21 protein-coding genes and 1 other RNA gene are annotated in these 21,067 nt (G+C 62.7%); 13 read left to right on the top strand and 9 right to left on the bottom strand.

The genetic code is table 11. The features are described 5' to 3' along the window. Positions 1-55 precede the first annotated feature (55 nt). Positions 56-508, top strand: coding sequence for a nucleoside deaminase (locus ABWV42_RS04370; protein ID WP_353339036.1), 453 nt, complete (start codon positions 56-58; stop codon positions 506-508). 389 nt (positions 509-897) lie between these two features. Here ABWV42_RS04370 and ABWV42_RS04365 read toward each other — a convergent pair whose 3' ends face one another. Together ABWV42_RS04365 and ABWV42_RS04360 are read right to left on the bottom strand one after the other, a co-directional pair. Next, positions 898-2,073, bottom strand: a complete 1,176-nt coding sequence (locus ABWV42_RS04365; RefSeq protein ID WP_353339035.1) for a M24 family metallopeptidase — start codon at positions 2,071-2,073, stop codon at positions 898-900. An 82-nt stretch (positions 2,074-2,155) separates the two neighbouring features. Further along, on the bottom strand, positions 2,156-2,848 hold the full coding sequence (locus ABWV42_RS04360; protein WP_353339034.1) for a metal-dependent hydrolase: 693 nt from the start codon (positions 2,846-2,848) through the stop codon (positions 2,156-2,158). A gap of 67 nt (positions 2,849-2,915) precedes the next feature. On the opposite strand from ABWV42_RS04360, the gene ABWV42_RS04355 reads away from it, so the two are divergent. Beyond that, positions 2,916-3,569, top strand: coding sequence for a ceramidase domain-containing protein (locus ABWV42_RS04355; protein ID WP_353339033.1), 654 nt, complete (start codon positions 2,916-2,918; stop codon positions 3,567-3,569). A gap of 46 nt (positions 3,570-3,615) precedes the next feature. Here ABWV42_RS04355 and ABWV42_RS04350 read toward each other — a convergent pair whose 3' ends face one another. Then, entirely contained in the window at positions 3,616-3,927 is a 312-nt protein-coding gene (locus ABWV42_RS04350) for a cupin domain-containing protein (RefSeq protein ID WP_353339032.1), read from the bottom strand. Between the two features lie 190 nt (positions 3,928-4,117). Here ABWV42_RS04350 and gatC point away from each other — a divergent pair, with 190 nt between their 5' ends. From gatC to ABWV42_RS04315, 7 genes are all read left to right on the top strand, one after another. Beyond that, on the top strand, positions 4,118-4,405 hold the full coding sequence (gene gatC / locus ABWV42_RS04345) for an Asp-tRNA(Asn)/Glu-tRNA(Gln) amidotransferase subunit GatC (RefSeq protein ID WP_255104557.1): 288 nt from the start codon (positions 4,118-4,120) through the stop codon (positions 4,403-4,405). Beyond that, positions 4,405-5,892: an Asp-tRNA(Asn)/Glu-tRNA(Gln) amidotransferase subunit GatA gene (gatA, locus tag ABWV42_RS04340; RefSeq protein ID WP_255104559.1), complete on the top strand. Its 1,488-nt coding sequence runs from the start codon at positions 4,405-4,407 to the stop codon at positions 5,890-5,892. The genes gatC and gatA overlap by 1 nt, the downstream gene beginning before the upstream one ends. Before the next feature lie 35 nt (positions 5,893-5,927). Further along, complete coding sequence (locus tag ABWV42_RS04335; RefSeq protein ID WP_255104561.1) at positions 5,928-6,731, top strand: hypothetical protein; 804 nt, start codon at positions 5,928-5,930, stop codon at positions 6,729-6,731. Positions 6,732-6,736: 5 nt separating this feature from the next. Beyond that, complete coding sequence (locus ABWV42_RS04330) at positions 6,737-7,402, top strand: N-acetylmuramoyl-L-alanine amidase (RefSeq protein WP_353339031.1); 666 nt, start codon at positions 6,737-6,739, stop codon at positions 7,400-7,402. Positions 7,403-7,435: 33 nt separating this feature from the next. Beyond that, an RNA gene (gene rnpB, locus ABWV42_RS04325) (RNase P RNA component class A) lies at positions 7,436-7,853 on the top strand. Positions 7,854-8,037: 184 nt separating this feature from the next. After that, positions 8,038-8,205, top strand: coding sequence for a 50S ribosomal protein L33 (rpmG, locus tag ABWV42_RS04320; RefSeq protein WP_007814563.1), 168 nt, complete (start codon positions 8,038-8,040; stop codon positions 8,203-8,205). 112 nt (positions 8,206-8,317) lie between these two features. After that, on the top strand, positions 8,318-8,824 hold the full coding sequence (locus ABWV42_RS04315; RefSeq protein ID WP_255104565.1) for a GNAT family N-acetyltransferase: 507 nt from the start codon (positions 8,318-8,320) through the stop codon (positions 8,822-8,824). Between the two features lie 17 nt (positions 8,825-8,841). Here ABWV42_RS04315 and ABWV42_RS04310 read toward each other — a convergent pair whose 3' ends face one another. Genes ABWV42_RS04310 through ABWV42_RS04300 form a run of 3 tightly spaced genes read right to left on the bottom strand, consistent with a single transcriptional unit; the run spans position 8,842 to position 13,333 of the window. After that, positions 8,842-10,179: an aspartate aminotransferase family protein gene (locus ABWV42_RS04310; RefSeq protein WP_353339029.1), complete on the bottom strand. Its 1,338-nt coding sequence runs from the start codon at positions 10,177-10,179 to the stop codon at positions 8,842-8,844. Beyond that, entirely contained in the window at positions 10,176-10,934 is a 759-nt protein-coding gene (locus ABWV42_RS04305; protein ID WP_353339028.1) for a beta-keto acid cleavage family enzyme, read from the bottom strand. Before ABWV42_RS04305 ends, ABWV42_RS04310 begins: the two co-directional genes overlap by 4 nt. A 5-nt stretch (positions 10,935-10,939) precedes the next feature. Then, a complete protein-coding gene (locus tag ABWV42_RS04300; RefSeq protein WP_353339027.1) occupies positions 10,940-13,333 on the bottom strand; it encodes a GcvT family protein in 2,394 nt (797 codons plus the stop codon). A gap of 139 nt (positions 13,334-13,472) precedes the next feature. On the opposite strand from ABWV42_RS04300, the gene ABWV42_RS04295 reads away from it, so the two are divergent. The 4 genes from ABWV42_RS04295 to ABWV42_RS04280 all read left to right on the top strand — a co-directional run bounded on the left by ABWV42_RS04295 (position 13,473) and on the right by ABWV42_RS04280 (position 18,548). Further along, positions 13,473-14,360: a MurR/RpiR family transcriptional regulator gene (locus ABWV42_RS04295; protein WP_255104572.1), complete on the top strand. Its 888-nt coding sequence runs from the start codon at positions 13,473-13,475 to the stop codon at positions 14,358-14,360. Between the two features lie 90 nt (positions 14,361-14,450). Beyond that, positions 14,451-15,422 (top strand): TAXI family TRAP transporter solute-binding subunit, encoded by a 972-nt coding sequence (locus ABWV42_RS04290; RefSeq protein WP_255104574.1) that lies wholly within the window; start codon positions 14,451-14,453, stop codon positions 15,420-15,422. Between the two features lie 85 nt (positions 15,423-15,507). Continuing rightward, a complete protein-coding gene (locus ABWV42_RS04285; RefSeq protein ID WP_353339026.1) occupies positions 15,508-18,123 on the top strand; it encodes a TRAP transporter permease in 2,616 nt (871 codons plus the stop codon). After that, positions 18,120-18,548 (top strand): universal stress protein, encoded by a 429-nt coding sequence (locus ABWV42_RS04280; RefSeq protein WP_353339025.1) that lies wholly within the window; start codon positions 18,120-18,122, stop codon positions 18,546-18,548. Before ABWV42_RS04285 ends, ABWV42_RS04280 begins: the two co-directional genes overlap by 4 nt. Positions 18,549-18,602: 54 nt before the next feature. Here the strand turns inward: ABWV42_RS04280 and ABWV42_RS04275 are convergent, their stop codons facing one another. From ABWV42_RS04275 to ABWV42_RS04265, 3 genes are all read right to left on the bottom strand, one after another. Further along, complete coding sequence (locus tag ABWV42_RS04275) at positions 18,603-19,034, bottom strand: hypothetical protein (RefSeq protein ID WP_255104579.1); 432 nt, start codon at positions 19,032-19,034, stop codon at positions 18,603-18,605. A gap of 88 nt (positions 19,035-19,122) precedes the next feature. Then, positions 19,123-20,121 carry an LLM class flavin-dependent oxidoreductase gene (locus ABWV42_RS04270; protein WP_353339024.1) on the bottom strand — a complete coding sequence of 333 codons (999 nt, stop codon included), beginning with the start codon at positions 20,119-20,121 and terminating at the stop codon, positions 19,123-19,125. 109 nt (positions 20,122-20,230) lie between these two features. Then, on the bottom strand, positions 20,231-21,007 hold the full coding sequence (locus tag ABWV42_RS04265) for a Bax inhibitor-1/YccA family protein (RefSeq protein ID WP_353339023.1): 777 nt from the start codon (positions 21,005-21,007) through the stop codon (positions 20,231-20,233). Positions 21,008-21,067: the final 60 nt, after the last annotated feature.

The raw sequence follows: 21,067 nt of genomic DNA, 5'->3' as shown, positions 1-21,067 counted from the left end.
CCATAGCGTGGATTGGGGGATTGCGAAAGGGGGCTTGTCGGGGGTACGGGAGGGCATGGCGTTTCGCAGTTTCATGCATATCGCGCTGGAAGAGGCGCGGGCGGCGGCCGATCGGGGCGAGGTTCCGGTGGGGGCGGTCGTGGTCTCTCCTGCGGGCGAGGTGGTGGCGCGGGCGGGCAACCGGACCCGCGAGCTGAGCGATCCGACGGCACATGCGGAAATCCTGGCGATGCGCGCGGCTTGTCAGGCGATTGGCTCGGAACGTCTTGTAAATCATGATCTTTTTGTCACGCTAGAGCCGTGCCCCATGTGCGCGAGCGCGATTTCGCAGACCCGGATCGCGCGGCTTTACTATGGTGCGTCTGATCCCAAGTCGGGCGGGGTCGCGCAGGGTCCGCGCGTGTTTTCCCATCCGCAAAGCCACCATGTGCCCGAGGTCTATGACGGTCTTGCGGCGCAGGAATGCGAAGACCTTCTGAAGCGGTTCTTCGAGGCGAGAAGGGGCTGAAAATCAACGTCGGTATCACGTCGGTATTGCGACGGTATCACGGAGGTGCAGCTTTCCGGCATTGGTTGAGACCCTGTTAACCCGCGCCGTCTCCGTTCACACGCCATTAAGGTTAACGCCTTGTTCAGACATGCGGAAATCGCGGCGTTCGGGGTTTTCATTTCCTGTTCATTGCGCGAATTTGAGATCGGAATTTCAGGCAGGGATTGAGTGATGAAGGTTCAGAGGTTTCTTGATGGCGTGGCGATGAGAGGTTTTTTCGGAATTGGCCCAAAGTTTCAGACAATCGAGCCATTCAAGGAAATCAACTTGTTTGTTGGTGTGGACACCCTTTCGAGCTAGCGGGAAGGCGTTTCGAAACGCCTTGGGAAGCGGTTTGCAAACCGCTTCTAGGTTGCGACCACCACCAGGTCGCGCGGGATATCTGCCAGGGGTTTGCCGCCTTCGGGGGTGATCACGAAACTTTCGGTGATGGCGAGGCCCCAGTCCGGGGTCCAGAGGCCGGGCATGAGGTGGAAGGTCATGTTTTCCTCGAGCGGTGTGGTGTCGCCCGGGCGCAGGCTCATGGTGCGTTCGCCCCAGTCGGGCGGGTAGCTGAGGCCGATGGGATAGCCGGTGCGGTTGCCTTTGACATAGCCTGCGCGGGCGAAGCTGTCGTAGACGCAGGCGGCGACCTCTTCGCAGGTGGTTCCGGGGCGGGCGGCGGCAAAGGCGTCTTCGATGGCGCGCAGCACGGCGGTTTCGGCGCGGCGGATGTCGTCGGGTGGGGTGCCGAGGAAGAGCGTGCGGCTGACCGGGCAGTGATAGCGGTGGTAGCAGCCGGAAATCTCGAAATAGGTGGCCGCGCCGCGGGTGAGGGGGCGGTCGTTCCAGGTGATGTGCGAGGCCGAGGCTTCGCGGCCTGACGGTGCGATGGGTGCAATGGCGGGATAGTCGCCGGCGATGCCGGGCAGGCCCGCGACTCCGGCGGCCTGCATCTCGGCCACCAGTTCGTGTTTGGCGCGGCCTTCGCGAAAGCCCGCGCGCAGGGTGGCGTGCATATGGGCGCTGAGCTGGCCGGCTTTTGTCATCAGGGCAAGCTCGGCGGGGCTTTTGACGGCGCGTTGCCAGTTCACGAGGCCGGTGGCGTCGGTGATGGTGTCGCGGCCGAAGGCGGTTTCGAGGATGCGGTGGGCGGCGGCGGAATAGTAGTAGTTGTCCATCTCGACTCCGAGATGGCTTGTCCAGCCACGGTCGCAAAGCAGGGTGACGAGGGCGTCATAGGGGTGGTGGTCGGGGTGCTGGACATGTTCTTCCGGCCAGTCGAAGAGGGCCTCGGGTGCCAGATAGGTGGTCTGCGCGGCGCCGGGTTTGTCCTGCGTGCGGCCCCACCAGAGCGGGCTGCCGGAGGCGTGCAGGATGACGGCCTGCGGGACATAGAAGCTCCAGCCGTCATAGCCGGTGAGCCAGGCCATGTTGGAAGGGTCGGCGACGATCAGCGTGTCGATGCCGCGGGTGGCCATCTCGGCGCGGGTGCGGGCGAGGCGGTCGGCATATTCGGCGGGCGAGAAATCGGTGGCGGGCATGGGCTGTGCTTTGCGGGGGAGGGGTGGGCAAGGCGTTTCGAAACGCCTTGCGCAAGCGGTTTGGAAACCGCTTTGGCGTGGGCTAGAGGGTGATCGGCACCATGACCTCGGGTTCGATCACCTCGACGCCGGGCAGGCCGTCGACCAGCGCCTCAGCCGATTGTTCGAGGATCGGGAAGGTTTTGTAGTGACAGGGGATCACCGTCTTGAAGTCGAAGTAACGTTTGGCCGCATAGGCCGTGCCCTTCATGTCCATGGTGAAATGGCCGCCGGCCGAGAGGATGCCGATGTCGGGTTTGTAGTAGTCCCCCATCCAGTCCATGTCGGCCATGATGTCGGTGTCACCGGAGATATAGACCGTGCGGCCCTCGGCCATGAGCATGTAGCCGACCTCGGAGCCGGCGGCCTTGGGGCCTTCCTCGGTGGCGAAGGTCGAGCTGTGCGAGGCGGGCACCATTGTCAGCGCCGCGCCGCCGAGATCGACGGTGCCGCCCTTGTTGAAGCCCACGGTGTCGAGGTGTTCGTGTTCGTTCCAGTAGGACATCAGGTCGTACTGGCCGACGATGGGCACGCCGAGTTTGCGGGCCAGCGGCAGCATGTCGGCGACGTGGTCGAAATGGGCATGGGTGAGGATCAGGTGGGTGGCCCCTGCAATGGCGGCCTCGTGCTGGTCTTCGGGCAGGACGGGGTTGCCGGTGAGCCAGGGATCGACCAGCAGGACGAGGTCATTTGTTTCGATGCGGAAAGAACCGTGGCCAAGCCAGATGATTTTCATGAAAGGGCTCCCTATTTCATAAAGTGTTGGAGACAGGTTAGCACGGACTGGGATTGAGGGAAGAGCCATGGACTTGATGCAGGCGATTGACGGCTATTGCGAGCGCACCGGGCCGGAGTACTGGTCGGAGCCGGTGAACGCGGTGACCAATGCGGCCTTTCTGATCGCGGCCGTGGTGATGTGGCGGCGGCTGGGGGACATGCAGGCCCCGATGGCGCGGCTTCTGGTGGCGGTTCTGGCGCTGATCGGGTTGGGCAGCTACCTGTTTCACACCCACGGTCAGGTGTGGTCGGCGATTGCCGATGTGGCCCCGATTGCGGGTTTCGTGCTGATCTATGTCTTTGTCGCCAACCGGGCCTATTGGGGCATGCCGACCCTTTGGGCGCTGGGCGCGACGGCGCTGTTCTTTCCCTATGCGGCGCTGACGGTGCCTTTGTTCCAGAAGGTGCCGGGGCTTGGGTCGTCGGCGGGTTATGCGCCGGTGGCCTTGCTGATCTTTCTTTACGCCGTGGCCCTGTGGCGGCGGTTGCCCGAGGTGGCACGGGGGCTGGCGATCGGGGCGGGTATCCTGAGCCTGTCGATCTTTTTCCGCAGCCTTGACGAGCCGGTCTGCGGTGCCTTTCCGCTGGGCACGCATTTCATGTGGCACGTGTTGAACGGGATCATGCTGGGCTGGATGATCGAGGTGTACCGGCGCTTTCTGGTGTCGGGGCGGGCCTGACGGGCGGGTGCCTCCGGCGGGAGTATTTTGGGTGCATTGAAGCCGCTTATGTGGGGCGCGGTTCGAGGAGTTCGATCTCGATGAAGGCGCATTCGAAATCATTGCCGTTGATCACGTCATGTTCGACGCCGAGATCGCGGTAGTAGGGTACGCCCTTTTGCAGTGTGGCGGTGGTGCGTTCGCCATTGCCGAGGTCGATTTCGAGGATGCCGTCAAACTGTGGCACGACAATGTAGTCATAGGCGTGGCGGTGCCAGCCGGTGTTGTCGCCGCGTTTCTTGAAGCGCCATTCGGTGACGCGGACACGATCATTGTCGATCATGACGGTTGGAATCGCGGTGCCTGTTGCGTTGCACATGGCGTGGTCTCCTTGCTGGCTGTGTCTACTGTGCCGTTGATGCGCGGTTTCGGCTAGGGCCAAACTGCCGGAAGCGATGGCATCAGGGCGCGTCCGGCGGGCTTTCGGCGGGTGGTTCCGGGGTGAGTGCTTGCACCGCAGTTCCGGGGGCGCTAAAGGCTTGGGCCAAGTTGCAACCGGAGAACACCCGATGTCGATTGACAAGGACACCGCCGCGCGCGTGGCCAAGCTCGCGCGGATCAAGGTCGAAGATGACGCGCTGCCTGCGCTGGCGAATGAATTCAACACCATTCTCGGCTTTATCGAACAGCTGAACGAAGTCGATGTTGACGGCGTGGAGCCGATGACCTCGGTGACGCCGATGCGTCTGAAGCGGCGCGAAGACGTGGTGACCGACGGAAGCCAGCAGGAAAAAGTGCTGAAGAACGCGCCGGATGCGCGCGAAGGGTTCTTTGCCGTGCCGAAGGTGGTGGAATAATGACTGAGCTGAACAAACTCACCCTTGCCGAGGCCCGCGACAAGCTGCGTGCCAAGGACGTGACCTCGGTTGAGCTGACCGAAGCCTGCCTGTCGGCCATCGACGGCGCCGGTGCGCTGAATGCCTTTGTTCACAACACGCCCGAGCTTGCGCTTGAGCAGGCAAAGGCGGCGGATGCGCGTCTGGCGACGGGCGATGCGCCTGCGATGTGTGGCCTGCCGCTGGGCATCAAGGACCTGTTCTGCACCAAGGGCGTGCCGTCGCAGGCGGCCTCGGGCATCCTGGAAGGGTTCACGCCGGAATATGAATCGACCGTGACCCAGAACCTGTTCGATGCCGGCGCTGTCATGCTTGGCAAACTGAACATGGACGAGTTCGCGATGGGGTCTTCGAACGAGACTTCGGTTTATGGCAACGCGGTGAGCCCGTGGCGTCGTGGCAACGAAGAAACCCCGCTGACGCCGGGTGGCTCGTCGGGTGGTTCGGCTTCGGCGGTTGCGGCTGACCTGTGCCTTGCGGCAACCGGCACCGATACCGGTGGCTCGATCCGCCAGCCTGCGGCCTTTACCGGCACCGTGGGGATCAAGCCGACCTATGGCCGCTGCTCGCGTTGGGGCATCGTGGCCTTTGCCTCTTCGCTCGATCAGGCCGGTCCGATGACCAAGTCGGTGCGCGATGCGGCGATCATGCTGGAAGCGATGTGTGGTCATGACCCCAAGGATTCGACCAGCGCCGATCTGGCGGTGCCGAATTTCGAGGCCATGCTGACCGGTGACATCAAGGGCAAGAAGATCGGTATTCCCAAGGAATACCACATGGACGGTATGCCCGAGGAGATCGAGCAGCTGTGGGCCGACGGTCGTGCGATGCTGGAAGCCGCGGGTGCCGAGATGGTCGAGATCAGCCTGCCGCACACCAAGTATGCGCTGCCTGCCTACTATGTGATTGCGCCGGCGGAAGCCTCGTCGAACCTTGCCCGTTACGACGGCGTGCGTTTCGGCCACCGCGCCACGCTTTCTGCGGGGGATGGCATCACCGAGATGTACGAGAAGACCCGCGCCGAAGGGTTCGGTTCGGAGGTCCAGCGCCGCGTGATGGTTGGGACTTACGTACTGTCGGCGGGTTTCTATGACGCCTATTACAATCGTGCCCGTCGGGTGCGTGCACTGATCAAGAAGGACTTTGACGACGCCTTTGCCGCCGGGATCGATGCGATCCTGACACCGGCCACACCGTCGGCGGCCTTTGGTCTGGGCGAGATGAACGACGAAGATCCGGTCAAGATGTACCTGAACGACGTCTTCACCGTAACCGTGAACCTTGCCGGACTGCCGGGCATCTCGGTGCCGACCGGTCTGGATCATCAGGGGCTGCCGCTGGGTCTGCAGCTGATTGGCCGTCCGTGGGAAGAGGGTGATCTGCTGAACACCGCCTATGCGCTCGAGAGCGCGGCGGGGTTTGTAGCCAAACCGGGCAAATGGTGGTAAAGAAGCTCAAAACAAACTGAGCAGGCATTGCACCCATGTTGCGAGCATTTCTGAGCGGCTGTGCCCTTGTGGCCATGGCCGCCTGTCAACCCGCGATCCCCGATAGCGCGGCAGGTGTCGGTTTCGACAACCAGAACCTGTCGCCGCGACCCGTCAGGAACAATCGAACCGTGACATCGGCCATTCCGCCCGCGGATGCGGTGTCGGAAGAGGCGCTTTTGGCGCCTGCACCGGTACGGACCGCGCGGGTTGCGACGCCGCAACCGGTGGCGAGCCCTGCGCCAGAACCGGCCCCGGCTCCGCAGCCACGGGTGCGGACGGCGCCTGCGCCCGCTGCGACGGGAGAGGATACGCCGCGCGTGCGTCAGGCGGGGGCACCTCAGACCACCGAGGACGGTATCGTGCATGCCAGCCCGTCGAACCCTGCGCCGACGGTTGTGACCAATGCGGGTATCTCCGACGAGAATGATTTCGAGGCCGTGGGCGCGCGCCGTTCCATCGAGGATGACGCGCAGCGCCTTCAGGCGAACCGGCAGAATTACCAGGTGATTGCGCCGACGGCCCTTCCGGAACGCACCGGCAATGCGCCCAACGTGGTGCAATATGCGCTGTCGACACGGCATCCGGTGGGCACCAAGCTGTTCCGTCGTCTTGGACTGAATACCAAGGCGCGGTACGAGAAGGCCTGTGCGGCGTTCCCGTCGTCGGGCGAGGCGCAGGCGGCGTTTCTGGCGAAGGGTGGCCCGAAGCGGGATCGCCTTGGGGTGGATCCGGACGGTGACGGGTATGCCTGCGACTGGAACCCCGAAATCTATCGCAAGGCGGCGCGCGGCGGGTGAGCGGCTTGGGCGAGGTCATTCAGGCGCGCTGCGAGAGTTTTGGGCCGCGCAGGGATGGTTTGGAGCCGCGGTTCATCGTGCTGCACTATACCGCCATGGAAAGCGCCGAGGCGGCGCTGGAGCGGCTGTGTGATCCGGGCGTCGAGGTTTCGGCGCATTACCTGATTGGCGAGGATGGCCGCGTCTGGCAGATGGTGGACGAGGCGATGCGGGCCTGGCACGCGGGGGCCGGATCGTGGCGGGGGCTTGAGGATATCAATTCCCGTTCGATCGGGATCGAGTTGGCCAATCGCGGGGATCATCCGTTTTCTGAACCACAGATGGTGGCGCTTGAGGCGCTGATGGGTGGGATCATGGCGCGGTGGTCGATTGGCCCTGAGGATGTGATCGGCCATAGCTGCATGGCGCCGGGGCGCAAGATTGATCCGGGGCCGCGTTTCGACTGGCACCGGCTGGCGCGGCGGGGGCTGGCGGTCTGGCCGGATGTCGGCGCGGCGCGGGACGTTGATGCGGTGCGGTTCCGCGACGCCGCGCTGGCCTACGGGTTTCCGGATGTGCCGGATGATCTCTTGTTGCAGGCGGTGCGGTTGCGGTTTCGCCCCTGGGGGTGTGGCGCGCTTGGCGGTGAAGATATGGCCGTGGCAGAGGCGCTGGCCGCGCAATCCGTTTGACGGCGCGCATGTGACACCCTAAGTGGGGCGGGCGCAGAGGGCCGGATGGCCGCCTTCGGCGGGGCAACCCGCCTGGGAGGAAAGTCCGGACTCCACAAGGCAACGGTGCCGGGTAACGCCCGGCCGGAGCGATCCGAGGGAAAGCGCCACAGAGAACAGACCGCCCGGCGGCGTCGCTTGCGACAGGTCCGGGTAAGGGTGAAACGGTGGGGTAAGAGCCCACCGCGGGCCTGGCAACAGGACCGGCATGGCAAGCCCCACCGGGAGCAATGCCGAATAGGGACCGCGCGCGGGCTGATCCTTTCGGGGATATCGCCGCAGGGGCGCCTTGCCCCGAGCAGGTCCGGGTTGGCAGCTAGAGGGTGTCCGGTAACGGGCGCTCCAGATGAATGGTCATCACGGGCGGGGCGACTCGCCCGGACAGAATCCGGCTTACAGGCCTTCTGCGCATGAATTTTTCCAAGGTCGGGGGCGAAAACGGCCGCTGACGGGCCCGGTTTCGCGGAAGAAACCGGAGCTATGGCCGCAAAGTCATTTTTCTTGCATATACGGTGTTGACTCGGAGCGGTGCATCATTAAAAGGCAGGCTTCATGAGAATTTCACGGGCGCTGCTGCCCGGCGCAGGAGAAGAACAATGGCGAAGCCGACGACTATCAAGATCCGTCTGAACTCGACCGCGGGCACGGGCCATTTCTACGTGACCAAGAAAAACGCACGCACCATGACCGAAAAGATGGTCGTACGTAAGTACGACCCGGTGGTGCGCAAGCATGTCGAGTACAAGGAAGGCAAGATCAAGTAAGATCCCCTTTCGAGACCATGCAAAAGCCGCGCCAGACCAAGGCGCGGCTTTTTGCTTTTGAAGCTCCCGGTCGCGCCCTGAGACCCCAGATTTCTTTTCAGGACGCAGACCCATGTCAGAGCCCATACAGATCAGAGCCGCCAACCCCGCCGACAGATCGGCGGTGACGCAGCTGTTCCGGCGGTCCTATCCCCGCCTTCTGCCCGACCATTACGATGCCAAGACCCTGCAGGCGGTTTTGCCGCTGATCACCACGGCGCAACCGGCGCTGTTGGAGTGCGGCACCTATTTCCTTGCCCATGACGAGAGAGGCCGCGTGATCGGTGCTGGCGGGTGGACCGATGTCAGCCCGGCGCGGGGTGTGGGGGCGATCGACGAGGGCCATGTGCGCCATGTGGCGACCGACCCCTGCCATCTTAGGAAAGGGGTGGCCCGGCAGTTGATCGAGACCTCGGTGGCCTCTGCGGCGGCCTATGGGATGCGCAGGATGCATTGCATGAGCACGCGCACGGCGCGAGCGTTCTACGAGGCTATGGGGTTTCAGCCAACCGGCGAGATCGAGTTGACGCTGGCACCGGGGGTGTATTTCCCGGCGGTGCAGATGGTGCGGGAGCTGTAAGGCCCCCGCAGCCGGTGTCAGGTGGGTTGGACCGTCGCGAGGGTGCTGTCGATGGCGCGTGAGAGCGCGTCGAGCGCGCCGTCGAGTTCGGCCTCGGAGGCGATGAAGGGCGGGGCGAGCAGGATGTGATCTCCGTTGCGGCCATCGCGGGTGCCGGGCATCGGGTAGCAGATCAGACCTTCGGCAAAGGCGGCTTTCTTAAGCTTGCCGGCAAGCCCGTTGGCAGGATCGAAGGGGGCTTTGCTGTCGCGATCCGCGACGAACTCAAGCCCCCAGAACATGCCGCGTCCGCGGATATCACCGATATGGGGGTGTTGGGCAAAGCGGCTGCGCAATTGCTGTTCGAGATAGGTGCCGCGATTGCGGGCCTGGGTGACGAGATCCCCTTCGAGGAGTTCCTGAACCACGGCAAGGCCCGCGGCAGCGGCGACCGGGTGGCCAAGGTAGGTGTGGCCGTGCTGGAAGAAGCCCGAGCCGTTGGCGATGGCCTGATAGACCTCGGAGGAGCAGAGCATTGCGCCGATGGGCTGATAGCCCGCGCCCAGACCCTTGGCGATGCAGAGGATGTCGGGGGCGATGCCCTCGGCCTCGCAGGCAAAGAGATGGCCGGTGCGGCCCATGCCGCACATGACCTCGTCGAGGATCAGGAGGACACCGTATTTGTCGCAGATCTCGCGGATGCGTGTGTAGTAGCCTTCGACGGGTGGCACGGCGCCAAGGGTGGCTCCGACGACCGGTTCGGCAATGAAGGCCATGACGGAATCGGCCCCGAGGCGCAGGATTTCCTCTTCCAACTCGTTGGCGACGCGCTGGCCGTAGTCGTAGAGCGTTTCGCCTGTCGTGCGTTCAGCATATTCGTAGCAGGGGGCGATGTGGCTCATTTCCACCAGGAGCGGGTCGAATTGCTGGCGACGCCATGCGTTGCCGCCTGCCGAAAGCGCACCAAGGGTGTTGCCGTGATAGCTCTGGCGGCGGGCGATCAGGTGGCGGCGGTTCGGCTCGCCGCGTTCAAGGTGATACTGGCGGGCGAGCTTGATGGCGCTTTCCACCGCCTCCGAGCCGCCGGAGACGAAATAGACCCGATCCAGCGTGCCGGGGGCGTTGGCGATCAGCAGGTCGGCGAGTTGTTCCGCCGGTTCAGTCGTGAAAAAGCCGGAGTGGGCAAAGGCCAGTTGATCGACCTGCGCCTTGACGGCCTTGGCGACGCGCGGGTTGGAGTGGCCGAGGCAAGAGACGGCAGCGCCGCCCGAGCCATCGAAATAGCGTTTGCCTGTCTGGTCGATCAGGAAACAGCCGTCGCCGGAGGTGGCGGTGGGTAAGCTGGCGTGACAGTGGCGCGGGAATACGTGGCTCATGCGGCCTTCCTTTCAAGCATCTGGCAGAGGGTGGCCACGGATGTGGCGTTGTCTTTGTGAGGGGTACCGTTGGCGGCGGTGAGGCTGTTTTCAAAGCCGACGCGCAGGTTGCCGCCAAGGGCGGCTGCAGCGGCGAGGCAGGCGTGTTCCTGCGGGCCGAAGGCGCAGACCATCCAGTTGCTGACCTGCGGCAGGGCGGCGCGGAAGGGCGCGATGTCTGCCGGGGACGAGCCGTCGGCGGTGGCGTAGCGGCCCAGCACGAAGATGGCGCTGGTCTGGTGGGCGTGGACGATGCCCTGATCCCACCAGTCCCGTAGCAGGGCGGCGTCATCGGTGTTGTAGAGGATGTGTTGCACTTCGGTGCCCTGTGCGGCGCAGAGATCATAGACGCGGGGGGCGAGGGTCGGATCGCGGGCCATCTCGCGCACCGAGATCGAGGCCCATTCCGGTTTCACATCCCGCAAACAGGCATGTTGGGTGCGCACATCGAAAAGGCCTGCGGCCTCGGTGGTGATCTGGATGCGCAGGCTGGGCAGTTGCGCCCCGAGTTCGGCAAGCGCCTCGTTGTAGCGGCCCGCGTCGAGGGTGTGCTTGCCGTCGGCGTCGCGCACGTGCAGGTGCAAACCATCCGCGCCTGCAAGGTGGCAGGCGCGGGCGGTGTCGAGGATGTCGGTCAGGGTGACGGGCAGGGCGGGGTGATCCGCCTTGCCACGTCTGGCCCCGTTGGGGGCGACCATGATGAAGGGTCGGGACACTGGGGTCAGCCTTTCATGCGGGTGCCGTCCGGGTCGAACAGCGGCCCGTGGACGATGGTGGCATCAAAGAGGGTGCGGGCGATATCGATCTGCACGCGCGCGCCATCTTCGAGCGGGGTGTGAGTGTGGCCAAGGGCAACGGGTTTGCCGACCCGGTAGCCAAAGGCGCAGGAGGATGTCTGGCCGACGATCTCGCCCTCGAAATAGATCGGTTCGTGACCAAGGGGCATGGCGTTTTCGTCGTCGAGCCTGATCGAGACCACCTTGTTGATCGCGCCGCTTTCGCGGGCTTCGGCAAGGGCCTCAGCGCCGATGAAGCCGCCTTTCTTGCGGGTGGCGAAATCGAGGCCGGTGGCGATCGGGGTGGTATCGCCGTCGAGTTCATGACCCATCGCGCAGAAGCCCTTTTCGATCCGCATCGAGGTTTGGGCAAAGAGGCCCGCAGGCTTGGCCCCCGCCTCGGTGAGGGCGGCGTAGACGGCGGATGCGTTCTCGGCCTTCATGGTGATCTCCCAGCCAGCCTCGCCCACATAGGACATGCGGGCCGCGCGGACGTGTTTGCCCGCGATATGGGCGGGGCCGACCTTGAAGTAGCCCAGCTCGTTCAGCTCGGGCGCGCCGCATTCGGCGACGATGCGTGCGGCTTCGGGGCCCATGAGGCCAAGCACGGCATAGTCTTCGGTCGAGTCGGTCAGGGTGACGTCAAAGCCCTCGGAATGACGACGGAACCACGCGAGATCGCGTTTGATCGCGGCGGTGCCGACGAAGAGGCGATAGTGGTCTTCGGCGATGCGTTGGGCGGTGATGTCACTTTCAAAAGTACCACGTTCGTTGAGAACAGAGGTATAGATCACCGACCCCGGTGCGCGGCCGAGGAAACCGGCGCAGGTTTTCAGTAGGAAGGCTTCGGCATCAGGGCCTTGCACTTCGATCTTGCCAAAGGGCGAGGCGTCGAAGATGGCCGCGCTTTCGTGGGCGGCGGCGACTTCGGCCTTTACATTTTCGAACCAGTCGGGCCGTTCGAAGGTCATGCGCGGCTCTTCGGTCTTGCCAAAGTAGAGCGGGCGTTCCCAGCCGTAGAACTGGCCCATGTGCGCGCCTGCCGCGCGGTATTCGCTATCGAGCGGCAGGGCGCGGAGGTTCCGGGCGGTTGAGAGCTGTTTGCCCGGATAGGCGATGTCGTAGTGGGTGCCGAGGATCTCGGGCGCGCGGGCCATAAGGTGTTCGACCGAGTTGAAGATCGGGGCAAAGCGTTTGGCGTCGGCTTCGCCGAGATCATAGGCGGTGTGGCCGTGCACGATGGCATGGGCGAGGTTCATGCCCGCGCCGCCACCCGAGGCGATGCCGACCGAGTTCATGCCGCAGCCAAGGAACAGGCCCTTGGTCTCGGCGGTTTCGCCCAGCATGAAGGTGCCGTCCGGGGTAAAGCTTTCGGGGCCGTTGAGGAGCATTTTGACTTCGGCGTTTTCCAGCGCGGGCAGGCGGTGGAGCGCGTTCATCATCATCGGCTCAAAGTGGTCCCAGTCTTCGGGCAGGAGGCCGAATTCGAAGCTTCCATCGAGGCGGCCGGGTTCGATGGGTTTGCCCATGGGCTCAAAACAGCCGACCAGAAGGCCACCGGAATCGTCGCGGATGTAGAGATGGTTGTCGTGGTCCGAGAGGGTGGGGGTGTTGCCGACGATGCCGTCGATCGGCTTGGTCAGCAGGTAGAAGTGTTCACAGGCCAGTGCGGGAACCTCGGCGCCTGCCATCGCGCCCACTTCGCGGGACCAGAGACCGGTGCAGAGCGCGATGGCATCGCACATGACCGTGCCTTGGGTGGTCTCGACCCCCTTGATGCGGCCGTTTTCTGTCAGGATGCCAGTGACGCCAGTGCGTTCGAACAGTTTTGCGCCAAGCCCCTTGGCGGCCTTGATCAGCGCGGCACAGACATCGGAGGGCGAAACACGGCCATCGTCGGGCGACCAGACGGCGCCCAACACGTCATCGGCATTCATCAGCGGCCAGCGTTCCTTGGCCTCTTCGGGGCTGACGGACACGGCGTCGATGCCGTAGGCGTGGGCGAGGGCTTCCTGACGTTTGACGTGGATCAGGCGGTCGGGATTGGTGGCAATCGAGAGCGAGCCTTTTTGAATCCAGCCGACGTTCTGGCCGGTTTCCTGCTCGAGTTGCGAGTAGAGATCGACCGAATACTGGATCATGCGGGTGAGGTTCTGCGAGTGGCGCAGGGCGCGCACCTGGGCCGCCGAGTGCCATGTGGTGCCAGAAGTCAGCGCGTTGCGTTCCAGCAGGATCGCGTCGGAAACGCCCATCTTTGCAAGGTGATAGAGCGTCGAACAGCCCATGATGCCGCCGCCGATAACGACGACTGAAGCGTGTGCGGGCAGGGTTTGTGCCATGTTGGTATCTCTCGTGGCCTGCCGGTGGGCAGGGGTGGGGTGTGATACGAAAAGGATGGAGAAATTACGGAATCAGTCAATCTTTCGGAAAAATAACTTATGTTTTGAACCCGAGGATGGGCAAAGGGGATGATTCGCGATGGATCCGACATTAAAAAACAAAACGATTTCAGAGCTTAAGGCGACGCTGCCTGACCTGTCGCCGCGCCTGAAGTCGGTGGCGAAGTACATCGTGGACAACCAGTCGGACTTTGGATTGGACTCGATCCGGGAGACCGCGCGCAAGGCGGGAGTGAGCACTTATACCCTGGTGAGGATGGCCGAGAGGATGGGGTTCGAGGGCTATGACGAGATGCGCGAGCCGTTTCGCCATGCGCTTGTTTCGGCCACCGCGGTGGTGGACCGGCCCGAGTGGATCGACACCCTTCGAGAAGACGGGGAGCTAGGGCGCGTGCAGGCAGATGCCGCGTTCAACACGATGGCGATTGTGGAGCGGTCTCTGGAACGGCAGTCTTCGGACCAGATGGAACGGGTCGCAGAGATGTTGCTGGGTGCGCGAAATGTTTACCTGACGGCAGTCCGTGCGAGCTATGCGCTAGCGTACTACCTGCATTACGTTGGCCGTATGGCTTTGCCATCATTACAATTAATTCCCAGACACATGAACAGCGCCATCGACGAATTGAACTATGCCGGCGAGGGAGATGTGATGATTGCGATCACTTTCACGCCCTATTCGCGGGAAACAATCGAGGCCTGCAAGTTCGCGGTTCGCAAGGGCGTGAAGTTGATCATGATCTCGGACAGCGACGTGATTTCCTCAGAATTCACGGCCCAGGAGACGCTTGTTGCCTCGGTTCTGTCGACCCATCATTTCGGATGTTACGCAGGGGCAATGGCCGTCATCGAAAACCTGCTCGCGCTGTTGGTGGCGCAGGGTGGAGTTGATGCAAAACACCGAATCAAGTCTTATGAGAGTCTGCGCAAAGAAAATAACGCCTACTGGATCGCCCAAAAAAAACATTAGTTTTTAGGTGACATAAAAAATAACCTTGGCGACTCTGCGCATGTTCTTTAGGCGCCTCGGCGCTAGACCACTGACAGGGAGATTATCAGTATGTCGATCAAACAGACCATTTTTGGCGCAGTTGCCGTTGCGGCGATGGGCGTTGCGGGTGCGGCTTCGGCAGCAGACCAGCAATTCGTGACCATCGGGACCGGCGGTGTGACTGGCGTTTACTATCCGACTGGCGGCGCGATCTGCCGTCTGGTCAACAAGGGCCGCAAAGAGCACGGCATCCGCTGCTCGGTGGAATCGACCGGTGGTTCGGTCTACAACACCCGCACCATTCGCCAGGGTGAGCTGGACTTTGGTGTTGTTCAGTCCGACGTTCAGGCCGCTGCTGTTGCAGGTACCGGCAAGTTCGCGGAAGACGGTGCTTATCCGGGCCTGCGCGCGCTGTTCTCGGTACACCCGGAGCCGATGCACCTGATGGCGCGTGCCGACGCTGGCATCGCATCGGTTGACGACCTGAAAGGCAAGAAGGTCAACATCGCGAACCCCGGTTCGGGTACCCGCGTTCTGGCGGAAACCCTGATGAAATACTCGGGTCTGACCGCGGATGACTTCTCGCTGGCAGCCGAGCTGAAATCGTCGGAGCAGGCAGCAGCGCTGTGCGACGGCAAGATCGACGCGACCATCTGGGCCGCAGGTCTGCCGAACGGCTCTTCGCAAGAGGCCACCTCGACCTGTGACGTGACCCTGGTTCCGCTGGCCGGCGCCAACATCGACACCCTGCTGGGCGAGAACTCGGCCTATGCCGCAGCCACCATCCCGGGCGGCATGTACCCCAACAACCCCAACGACGTTCCGTCGTGGGGCCCGAAAGCCACCTTCGTGACCTCGGCTGACGTGTCGGACGAAGTGGCCTATGCCGTTGTTTCGGCTGTCTTCGAAAACTTCGATGCCTTCAAGAAACTGCACCCTGCCTTCGGTCGTCTGAAGGAAAGCGAAATGATCGTTGACGGTCTGACCGCCGAGATCCACCCCGGTGCGATGAAGTACTACAAAGAGCGCGGCTGGAAGTAAGCCTGTGATTTGACGAAGAAATCGCCTCCGGCGCCCAAGCGGTGCCGGGGGTTTTTGTGATACGTATAAACGCAACGAGGGTGGTATGGCTCAGAACGAGACCGCAGCGGCGCAGGATACCTCGCTAGAGGATTTTGTAGCTGACAGCGACACCGGCGGACGGCTTCCGCAAGACAAATTCGGGCGCAGTGCGCTTTGGTATATTCCTCTGGTTTGGTCGCTCTACCAGTTATGGATCGCATCTCCGCTTCCGTTCATCCTTGGGGTGGGCGTGTGGAACGACACGCAGACACGGGCCATTCACCTCGGGTTTGCGGTGCTTCTGGCCTTCATCGCCTTCCCGGGTTTCAAGAACAGCCCGCGCAACCGGATTCCGATTGATACCTGGGTGATCGCCATCGTGGGCGCGCTCTGTGCTTCGTACCTGTTCTATGCCTATAGCGGCGTGGCGGCGCGGACCGGGAACCCGAACACCACCGATGTTGCTGTGTCGGTTGTCGGCATCGTGCTTCTGCTGGAAGCGGCGCGCCGGTCTCTGGGCTTTCCGCTCATGGGGGTGGCCCTGTTCTTCCTGGCCTACGTGTTCTTTGGATCATGGGACGGGTTGCCGGAAGTGGTGCAATGGAAAGGCGCTTCGCTGAACAAGGCGATGAGCCACATGTGGCTGACCACCGAGGGGGTTTTTGGGGTCGCGCTGGGTGTGTCTTCCGGCTTTGTGTTCCTGTTCGTGCTGTTTGGTGCCTTGTTGAACCAGGCGGGCGCGGGCAACTATTTCCTGCAACTGGCCTTTGCTGCGCTGGGGCACCTGCGTGGCGGTCCCGCCAAGGCGGCGGTGATCGCGTCTGCGGCAACCGGCCTGATTTCGGGCTCGTCGATTGCCAACGTGGTGACGACCGGCACCTTCACAATCCCGCTGATGAAAAAGGTTGGTTTCCCAGCCACCAAGGCGGGCGCGGTTGAAGTCTCGTCCTCGATTAACGGGGTTCTGACACCGCCGGTGATGGGGGCCGTGGCCTTCCTGATGACGGAATATGTTGGCATCTCTTATGTCGAAGTGGTGAAAACCGCGATCGTTCCGGCGGCGATTTCCTATGTCGCGCTGGTTTATATCGTGCACCTTGAGGCCCTGAAGATGGGCATGACCGGCACCAGCCGGATGCACCCTCTCAAGTTCATCCTTGGCGCGATCTTCATCATTGCCTCGTCGATCGTGATTGCCGGTGGCACCCTGTTCCTGTGCGGTGTGATCGTGGATACGCTGCAAGGCATGTTCGGCGGCGCGTCGACATGGATTATCGTGGTGGCGATGGCCGTGCTCTACGTGCTGGCCGTGCGCTTTGCCGCGAGCCGTCCGGACCTTGAGATGAGCATCGAGTCGATGCAGCATCTGCCGCCCGCGCGCGAGATCTTCAAGACCGGCATCCACTATATCATGCCGATCCTCTTGCTGATGTACCTGCTGATGATCGAACGGAAATCGCCGGGTCTGTCGGCCTTCTGGTCGGCGATTGCGATGCTGGTGATCCTGGCAACGCAGAACCCGCTCAAGGCGTTCTTCCGTGGCAACAGCGACATCATGGGCGAGTTGAAGCGCGGCTTTGACGATATCGCCGAGGGGTTGATCATCGGTGCGCGCAACATGATCGGCCTTGCGGCCGCGATGGGTGTTGCCGGGATCATCGTTGGCGCCGTGACCCTGACCGGGATCGGGCAGGTGATGGCCGAGTTCGTCGAATTCCTGTCGGGCGGCAACCTGCTGGCGATGCTGTTCTTCGTGGCGCTGATCTCGATCGTGTTGGGTATGGGGCTGCCGACCACTGCGAACTATATCGTGGTGTCGTCGCTCATGGCGGGTGTGGTTGTTGAACTGGGCGCGCAGTCTGGCCTGATCGTGCCGCTGGTTGCGGTGCACATGTTCGTCTTCTACTTCGGGATCATGGCGGATGTGACGCCACCTGTGGGGCTTGCGAGTTTCGCGGCTGCGGCGATTTCGAAAGGCGATCCGCTGCGCACCGGTTTCCAGGCGTTCTTCTATTCGATCCGGACCGCGCTGTTGCCGTTCCTGTTCATCTTCAACACCGATCTTCTGTTGATCGACGTTGGGCCTGTACAGGCGGTGTTCGTGTTCGTGGTGGCGCTGATCGCGATGCTTTTGTTCGCGGCGGGGACGATGAACTATTTCATGGTCAAGTCGCAGATTTGGGAAAGCGCGGTTCTTCTGCTGGTGGCCTTTACGCTGTTCCAGCCGGGGTTCTGGCTGGATCGGGTGTCGCCCAAGTATTCGGTTGTCACCGGGGCTGATGGTCTGGCTCAGATGAGCGCGCAGGCCGATGGTCACGAGGTGCGATTGTCGATCTCGGGGCCGGACTTTGGCAGCGGAGAGATCACGCCAACCACGATCATCGTGCCCACCAAGGCAGGTGATGCCGAAGGGGCGCTGATGGATCAGGGGCTTGCCGTGATGGTAGACGGTGGCCAGCTGGTTCTGGAAGAGCCGTTCCCGGGCACGCCGCATTTCGAAACCCTTGGCAATGATTACGACTTCTATGGCGATACGCCGGTCACGATCTCGGCCATCGAGATCGAGAACGAGCGGATGCCGAAAGAGGTGTTCTATCTGCCGGGATTCCTGTTGCTGGGTCTTGTGTACCTGCTGCAGATGCGCCGCAAACGTAAAGAGACGGAAGGAGTGCCAGCATGACCGAACATGTTCTTTGCGCAATCGACCTGACCCACCTTGAAGACGAGGCCGGCCTGCTAAAGCAGGCCGCCGCCCTTGCCAAGTTTCACGATGCCAGCCTGAGTGTGGTGACCGTGGTGCCGGACTATGGGATGACCATTGTGGGGTCGTATTTCAAGGAAGGCACGATGCGGGAGGCGCTTGATGCGGCGAACGCGCAGTTGCACGACTTTGTCGCGCGGACCCTGCCGGATTTCGGATCGGTCCAGCATATTGTCGAGAAGGGGACGGCCTATGAGCAGATCCTTGCGGCGGCAGAGCTGAGCAAGGCGGACCTGATCGTGTTGGGGGCGCACAAGCCGAACCTGATGGATCACTTGCAGGGGCCGAACTCGGCCCGCGTGGCGCGTCACGCCAAGTGTTCCGTGCTGGTTGTGCGGGACTAAGAGAAGGCGGGCCGCCTGTTCCTTGCCCGGTTTCGGGATGGGCGGCCTGACCGATTATTCGACGAGAATTGTCGCGTTCTCGAGAATGGCCGACTGCCAGGTTTCCGGGTCGGTCACCGGGGTCAGAGCACCCCGCAGTGTCATGCGGCGGCTTTCGTCAAAGGTTTCGATCGGATCGGCCAGCGTGATTTGCAGGCTGGCACCATGTTCGGCGCTGCCGCAGAGCGGGCAGAGGCCCATGTCAGACACAAGGATCAACTCGCGGATGGCTTCGCCCGGCAGGGCAGGGACGGCATAGCCGGTGATCTCCACGTCCAGAGCGCCCTGTTGCAGGGCCTCGGGGAAGGTTTTGCGCACCTCGTAGGAGGTTTCGGTGACGATCTCTTCGATCTCGATCTGGTCGAGGATCTGCCAGGCATCGGCATGGGCCGTGGACCCGTAAGCGGCGGCGAAGGCGGCGGCAATGGCAATGGGTCTGGTGGTCATTGATATTGGTCCTGCGTGTCGTCTTGTCCGGCGCATATGACACCAGGGACGCGCGGTTTTGAAGTCTCTTTGTCGACGCAGGCGGGAATTAGGCCGATTCTTGCAGGTCGGAGAGAATTTCCGCAGCCATTTCAAAGGATTTGATGCGGGCGGCGGGGGCGTGGATCATGCCGGTGACCATCAGCTCATCAGGTTGGTAGCTGTCGATGATCTGTTTCAGACGCGCGCGGGCGGTGCTGGGGCTGCCGGTGGCCGATACCGACAGGGCGTGCTGAACCTGCGCGAGCACCGGGCCGGGGATGTGATCGGCGATGGTGTCGACGGGCAGGGGGAGCTTGCCGGGCTTGCCGGTGCGCAAGCGGGCAAAGGCGAGCATCTGGGAAGAGCGCAGGAAGGCGGCCTCTTCATCGGTGTCGGCAATGCAAACGCCGGCGGCCACGATGGCGTAGGGCTCTTTCAGGGTGTCGGACGGGCGGAAGGTGGTGCGGTAGACGTGCAGGGCCTCTTCCAGCATGGCGGGCGCGAAATGCGAGGCAAAGGCATAGGGCAGGGCCAGCATGGCCGCGAATTGTGCGCCATAAAGGCTTGAGCCGAGCAGCCAGATCGGCACGTTGGTGCCCTGGCCGGGAATAGCACGGACGCGGGAGGTCTCGTTGGTGTCGGTCAGATAGCCCATGAGTTCCTGGACGTCCTGTGGAAACCCGTCTTCCGGGGCCATGTGGCGGCGCAGGGCGCGGGCGGTGGCCATGTCGGTGCCGGGGGCGCGGCCCAGTCCGAGGTCAATGCGGTCGGGGAAGAGGGTGGCAAGTGTGCCGAATTGTTCGGCCACAACGAGGGGCGCGTGGTTGGGCAGCATGATGCCGCCCGCGCCGATGCGCATGGTGTTGGTGGCGGCGGCGACCTGTCCGATCATGATGGCGGTGGCGGAGCTGGCGATACCGGGCATGTTGTGATGCTCGGCCAGCCAGTAGCGGTGATAGCCCGCAGCCTCGGCCGCGCGGGCGAGGTTCAGGGTGTTGGTCAGCGCGTCGGCGGCGGTGCCACCTTCGGGGATCGGGACGAGATCGAGCAGGGAAAAGCGTTTCATGAATGGCAGTTAGGTGTGAAGGGGCGGGGCTGCAAGGTGATGGAGGACACAAAAAATCCCGCCGGGGCAGGGCCACGGCGGGATCGGGATTGTCAGCTGTGCGCGAGGATTATTCGCGGTTGCCCAGCAGGCTCAGCAGCATCATAAACAGGTTGATGAAGTCCAGGTACAGGTTCAGCGCACCCATGATCGCCGCCTTGCCCAGCCATTCGGTATCACCGTGGTGGGCATGGGCCAGGTAGGTGTTCTTGATGTTCTGGGTGTCGTAGGCGGTGAGGCCTGCGAATACGAGAACACCGATCACCGAGATGGCGAATGCCATTGCCGAGGACGCCAGGAAGATGTTGACGATCGAGGCAACGATCAGGCCGATCAGACCCATGATCAGGAAGGCACCGATCGGGCCGAGATCACGCTTGGTGGTGTAGCCGTAGAGCGACAGGCCCGCGAATGCGATCGAGGTGATCAGGAAGACCTGAACAATCGAGTCACCGGTGAAGACCAGGAAGATAGAACTGATCGACAGGCCCATGACGGTTGCGAAGATGTAGAACACCAGCTGTGCGGCAGCGGCCGACATGCGGTTGATGCCCGCGCTGAAGCCGAAAACGAAGAGCAGCGGTGCGAACATGATGACCCATTTCAGCGGCGAGGTGTAGATCGCGGCACCGAAGCTGGTCAGGTATTTGGTTGCGCTGATCTGGGCCGCGGCATTGGCCGGATCAGTGGTGACAGCCAGGCCGGAAATTGCCCATGCAGCCAGGAAAGTGATGAACGTACCTACGGACATGGTGCCGTAGACCTTGTTCATGTGGGCGCGCAGCCCGGCGTCAATCTCGGCAGCGCGTGCACCGGCAACGCCGCGGATTGTGTCAAATTCAGCCATTCAAGCCTCCGATATTGAACCTTTTGGCCACCGCAACGTGGCGATGGCCTTTGGGGGGAA

Origin of the sequence: Pelagimonas sp. KU-00592-HH (genome assembly GCF_040369695.1) — a bacterium.
Lineage (GTDB): Bacteria > Pseudomonadota > Alphaproteobacteria > Rhodobacterales > Rhodobacteraceae > Shimia.
This window is presented reverse-complemented; position numbering and strand designations above follow the sequence as displayed.